Source organism: Acinetobacter sp. YH12117, assembly GCF_013418865.1.
Lineage (GTDB): Bacteria > Pseudomonadota > Gammaproteobacteria > Pseudomonadales > Moraxellaceae > Acinetobacter > Acinetobacter indicus.
Window position 1 is genome coordinate 1 of the sequence record NZ_VPBF01000098.1, and the last position, 1,067, is coordinate 1,067.

Genomic DNA, 1,067 nt, shown 5'->3' on the forward strand with positions numbered 1-1,067 from the left:
GCTGACGCACACCATCGCCCACCGGGTGGGTCGCTATCTGGAACGGCAAGGCCTGCTGGAACGGGATGTCGAAAACAGCTATCTGGCCTCGGATGCGGTGGATGACGACCCGATGACACCCCTGCTGGGGCACTCGATCACTTACCGTATCGCTGTCGGTTCACAGGCGGGGCGAAAGGTGTTCACTTTGCAAACTCTGCCGACCAGTGGTGATCCGTTCGGTGACGGGATTGGCAAGGTAGCCGGGTCCAGCCTGCACGCCGGCGTGGCGGCCAGGGCCGATGAACGCAAGAAGCTCGAACGGCTGTGCCGGTACATCAGCCGCCCGGCGGTATCCGAGAAGCGGCTGTCGTTAACACGAGGCGGCAACGTGCGCTACCAGCTCAAGACGCCGTACCGGGACGGCACCACGCACGTCATTTTCGAACCATTGGATTTCATTGCAAGGCTGGCCGCCCTGGTACCGAAGCCCAGAGTCAACCTAACCCGCTTCCACGGGGTGTTCGCACCCAACAGTCGGCACCGGGCGTTGGTCACGCCGGCAAAACGGGGCAGGGGCAACAAGGTCAGGGTGGCTGATGAACCGGCAACACCAGCACAACGGCGAGCGTCGATGACATGGGCGCAACGGCTCAAGCGTGTTTTCAATATCGACATCGAGACCTGCAGCGGCTGCGGCGGCGCCATGAAAGTCATCGCCTGCATTGAAGACCCTATAGTGATCAAGCAGATCCTTGATCACCTGAAGCACAAAGCCGAAACCAGCGGGACCAGGGCGTTACCCGAAAGCCGGGCGCCACCGGCTGAGCTGCTCCTGGGTCTGTTTGACTGACGAGCCTGAAGGCCAACGATACCAATCAAAATGCTGCGTTCACAGCGCCGCGGCAGGGATCCGCCGTGCTGGTTGTCGGAAAAGGAGCCGCTAGTGGGAAAGAGGAGGGTAAATTTTCAGCGTTGCTGGCTCCCCGTCAGCCGGATTGGGTTGCATCGCAGGGGTGTCGAAAGAGTCAACTGCGGTCCAAAGCTGTTGGACTTGGGTGAAAAGGGCGTTTATTCTTCCTATACGT

At 60.4% G+C, this 1,067-nt stretch carries 1 pseudogene; it reads left to right on the forward strand.

Going from position 1 to position 1,067, the window contains the following annotated elements:
- A pseudogene (locus tag FTU55_RS14975) lies at window positions 1-832 on the forward strand (IS91-like element ISVsa3 family transposase); the annotation flags it as partial.
- Between the last annotated feature and the right edge of the window lie 235 nt (window positions 833-1,067).